The following is a 4727-nucleotide window of genomic DNA, read 5'->3' on the forward strand; positions in this document are numbered from 1 at the left end:
ATCTGGTGCGATAACCCTCAACTGTACGCACACTTAGAAACAATTTATCGGCAATCTCGGAATTACTGCATTCCTCGCAAATGAGTTTAAGTACTTCGATCTCACGTTCGTTTAGCTTGGCCTCTTTTTGATGCAAACGATGCATGAAATTTATGCCCAACAGCTCTTTTGCCATGGTTATCGACAGGTTGTCGTTAAAATAAAAGCCCTTTGCATGTACGGTTACAATAGCATCCAATATTTCTTCGGGTTCGGCATTTTTTAAAAGATAGCCCGAAGCGCCCAGGCGCATGGCGTCTAAAATATACTTATCCTCGTTGTGCATAGAAAGAACTAATATTTTAATTTCCGGAAAATGCTGGTGAATATAAGCTGTTGCCTGCATGCCATCCATTTCAGGCATTTTAATATCCATTAGAATTACGTCGGGTTTATTATTGGTAATTTGATCAATTAGATCTTTGCCGTTTATTGCTTCTATAATTAAATTTAGTTCAGTATAATCTTCTAAAGTGAATTTTAGACCTTCACGGAAAATTTTATGATCATCAGCGATTGCTAAATTTATTAAGGCCATAGGTCAATTATCAAGTTTATTAATGTTTAAAGTAATAGTGGTTTGTGTACCTTTTCCAATTACTGAATGAGTTCTAATGTCGGCTTTTATTAATTGGGCCCGGCTTTGCAGATTTTTTAAGCCAAAGCCATGTACAATGGTGTCTTTATTAAAGCCGATGCCATTATCCTTAAAGTCCAGGCGGATCAATTCTCCTTCTTTACTTAAAGAGATGTCAATTTCCGAAGCTTGTGCGTGTTTTATGGCATTGCCAAACAACTCCTGCATCATGCGGTAAAGTGTAATTTCTATTTCGGGCTTAAAACGTTCTCCATTTAAATTTTGGCTATAGTTTACCTCTACGCCAGTATTTTGCTGCACATAATTAGACAAATCTTTCAGTCCATCGGTTAGTCCAAAGTCGATTAAAACTGTGGGTAAAACATTATGAATAATGTTGCGTATTTCCTGTATACATTCGTCGGTTAATTTACGKGTACTGGCTAGCAAGGTTGATGCATTTTCGGCATTGCCCGATAATTTGGCGATGCGATGCAAGTTTAATTTGATGGCCGATAACACCTGTCCAACGCTATCGTGTAAATCAACAGATAAGCGTTTACGCTCGCTTTCCTGCGTTTCAAAAACAGCCTGCAGGAAGCTGTTTTGTGCTTCGGCTTGCATTTTACGTTTTTCTTCCTGGTATTTTAGCATTTTGCGCTGGTAAAGAATTACAAACAAAAACAAAAATACCAGCAGTAAAACTACCACTAGTGTACCAATAATAAGTACTTCGGTTATATCGTTTTCTGTGGTTTGCAAAATAAGGCAATTGCGAATAAAAGGTTAGCTATTATATTAATTATGGAGTGAATGGTCCAGAAATTTGAAGATAAAGATCCTAAAGACCTCATGAGCATAAATAGAAAAATATTGATGCTGCAATAAGATAAAACGCCGGCACTTATCCAAAACATGGGTTGCTTTTCCAGGCGAACAATCTCGGCCTGATCAAGTAATTGCCAAAAATAGAGTAAGGATAATAAGATTAAGGTTACGCTTAAAATGGTATTTCCGATAGAAGGAAATTTTAATAATCCTTCTATAAAAAATGCATTGATAAAAATTAGCACCCCGGTTATTACAGAAAGCGCTAGTGAAAAGCGCTGACAAGCTTGATAAGTTTTGCAAAAGGAGCTGCGGTGACATCGTTAATTCTTTAACTTTATTTGGTTAGTGCATTTTCAGGACAACCCGCACCTCCTGGGCATGGCGACGCTTGTTCGGCTATAGTGCGAGCTGCTGCTTTAAAAGACATGGCCATCATTGGTTTTTCTGGATCTGATGGAGTTATAGTTGGCACTTGCTCAGGTATTTGATCTATACCATCTTTATCGCTACCTACCAAAATCAGGTGCTTTACACCATATGCACCAACAATCCAACGTAAAAAATTGCTTATCGCAACAAAAATACGCTGAATCCAGTTTAGCCTCACTTCATTGGCATAGTAGATGCGGATACCTAAGCATTCGGGCTGTTCAAGGATCTGTTGTAAAATCTGATTCCCAAAAAAATGTGAAATCGTTTCATTTGGGTTCATGATACGATAATTCTTTGTCCAGGCGGCAGCAATCTTTATATCGATAGGATCGCCTTCGGTACCATCAATCGGGTGTTGTCTGTTTTGAGTTTCCATTTTATAAGATTCGTTTAGTATGGTTTACTAAAATTAAATATTATTAACTGTATTTCAAGTGTTTAGTAACGATTAAGGCCCTTTTTTTAATAATTGCGTAAAAGCCACATGGCGTATGCGTATTAACACGCATGCAAAAATCCGTGCAAGCTACCTTGTCCATTGCTGGTATTCATCAGAACTTTAGTCTATCAAAAAAACAAATCTAAAGGCGCTCTTAGGATCATTTAATTGCCAAATAGATTTTGACTAAAAAAATAAAAAAATGGAAAATAAACATGAATCCTCAGAAATTYCCTGCTGTCCGGAATTGTTAAAAGACAGCAATTGTGATGTATTGGTTTTTACACGCACATTAAATTATCCATTGTCTATAAAAGGGCAGGAGAGGCAAACGGCCTTAGTAGCCCAATTATTAATCAGCTTTAAATTAAGCCGATGCACTATAGGTAATGTGCTGGGTGATCCGGTTTATACAACCACCTTGTTGCCTGGCGAAAAAGTGCGCCTGGTTACAACCGATAGAAGAAGCAAATTTACTTACGATGCCAGCACTCAGTTAAGTTATCGTTCTGAACAGATATCCGAAGAACAATACTTTATGAAAGCATCGCAAAGCTATTTTTCTGATATGGAAAACAATCAATCGGGAAATCAAAACAGCGAAAATAAAGACCATTGGGATTTTAGTGGTGGCTCTAGCAGTAGCATAGATATTAATCCGTTTAGCCCTGGAGTAGATTCTAATAGCAACTCTACCAAAAACCACAACAGTTCGTCAACGCTCGATTATTTAAACAGTCAGAGCAGCAATATGCGAGCTTCGGCAACTCAGGCTGTAAGTGCTACGCAGAAAGCGCACTCTATTTCGATTGGCGAGGTAGCCACTAAAGTGCATGCCGAAGGTCAATCAGAAGATCATTTCGAATCTTCTTCCAGGGAGTTTTCGAATCCTAACGGTTGCCATGCCATCTCGTACTTTTTCTATCGGATGAATAAAAAACAAGTGGTAAAATTTGAATTGGTAAGCATAGAGAAACTGATTAGTGTTTCTGGAATTACAAATTTCGCTTTTGTAAACCCGATCATAACACCTGCTATGCGCGAAGAGGCTTTAAAAGAACTAAACAAAGAGCTAATTGCGGCAGGTATTTTAGATGATAAAGGTGAAGTATCAGCCGCTTACCGCAAGAAATTTGAGTTTTCAATGGAATTCTCATTGCCTACGGCCGGCGTTATTGTAAAGGGCTGTTTGGACGAATGTAATATCTGCGAGCCTGCTGCAAGAGAACGCATCCATTTACAAAATGAACTTTTAAGAAGACAAATAGAACTACTTGAAAAATCACAAGAATATCGTTGTTGCCCTAATGATTGTGATACAGAGAAAGATATTTAAGACGTGCTCTCCAAACTACACTCAGCATGCTAAATAGGGTAACGGCTGTAAGTCTGGGTGTATCTATAATCAAATAGCGGAGTAAGCCGAAAATCCGATAAAAGAGTAGGCTATTAAAATAATCAAAACTATGTATATTTCCATGCAAGGCAATTGGACCGTACGTGTTACGGCCAAAAATGCAACCTTTAAACAGCAGTTTGTAGTACAAGGTGCTACAAGTGGAAACGGCACTTATCAGGGTACAGTCGGCGCAGCCGATGTAGTAGTAACCGGTGCCATGTGGACGCTTAACATCCAACATAATCCGGGTACTGGTTTTCAGAATTCTGATGCCCGAATTAAATTTCCAACCAAAGTGGGCGGGAATTACCAGTTTCAAATTCAGTCTAATGACGGCGGAGGTGATCAGGATTTTGATGATCTGGTGCTTACATGTTTTACCCCAGCCGGTTATCAGGATTATTTAGCCTATGGCCATGTGAGTACCTACAGCGGCCTTTGTCTTTATAATCCATGTTATCGCAGTCACTTTGTTATCGATAATATTTTTGCTTTCGAAAAAGCGTTAAAAAATCCTGGAATACGCGAAGTGTTAGAGAAATATTATCCTGAACGTATTCCATCGGTTATTGTAAATCCAAATCCACCAGATCCGGGTCCGTTTAAACCCCTTATGATTAATTTAACGGACGACAGACAAACCCCGAGTCGTGTAGCTGATTTATTTAGCATCGAAAACCAGGAAAGGGCGATTGATACAAGGGCCGCCAGTTTAAAAGGCACTGAAAATATTTCATTAGAAAGCACCCTGAAATATACCAAGACCATACAATTAGATACCAATGTAAGTAATACGCTAAGTTCGGCCCGACGTGACATTGTTGGTGTTTTTGATAATGCCCGTTTTGGATGTAGCGTTGTTGATGGTAAAAATATCAGCTTAAATTTTGAAGAATACGACCGTACCGCTGCCGAAAAAGCAGGAAACCCCTACACTGGTAGCGGAGAGCGTAGAAATTTAGGCTTTGCCATTACCGATATGAATGGTAACTACATTTTTCATTATAAAC

5 protein-coding genes are annotated in these 4727 nt (G+C 38.6%); 2 read left to right on the plus strand and 3 right to left on the minus strand.

What is annotated here, in order from left to right; translation table 11 throughout:
- The 3 genes from AC1DG9_RS25380 to AC1DG9_RS25390 all read right to left on the minus strand — a co-directional run.
- The coding region (locus AC1DG9_RS25380) for a response regulator transcription factor (RefSeq protein WP_477635495.1) at positions 1-577 on the minus strand (577 nt) is incomplete at its 3' end.
- Positions 578-580: 3 nt separating this feature from the next.
- Positions 581-1378: a sensor histidine kinase gene (locus tag AC1DG9_RS25385; protein ID WP_288880333.1), complete on the minus strand. Its 798-nt coding sequence runs from the start codon at positions 1376-1378 to the stop codon at positions 581-583.
- 403 nt (positions 1379-1781) lie between these two features.
- On the minus strand, positions 1782-2255 hold the full coding sequence (locus AC1DG9_RS25390; RefSeq protein WP_288880328.1) for a hypothetical protein: 474 nt from the start codon (positions 2253-2255) through the stop codon (positions 1782-1784).
- Between the two features lie 265 nt (positions 2256-2520).
- Here AC1DG9_RS25390 and AC1DG9_RS25395 point away from each other — a divergent pair, with 265 nt between their 5' ends.
- A complete protein-coding gene (locus tag AC1DG9_RS25395; RefSeq protein ID WP_477635496.1) occupies positions 2521-3654 on the plus strand; it encodes a hypothetical protein in 1134 nt (377 codons plus the stop codon).
- A gap of 130 nt (positions 3655-3784) precedes the next feature.
- Positions 3785-4727: hypothetical protein (locus AC1DG9_RS25400; RefSeq protein WP_477635497.1), on the plus strand; the 943-nt coding region annotated here is incomplete at its 3' end.

It is taken from the genome of Pedobacter sp. 05L430 (genome assembly GCF_056397585.1).

Coding starts and splice junctions, on each gene's coding strand:
- AC1DG9_RS25390 (WP_288880328.1), bottom strand. CDS start 2,255: ATGGAAACTCAAAACAGACAACACCCGATTGATGGTACCGAAGGCGAT.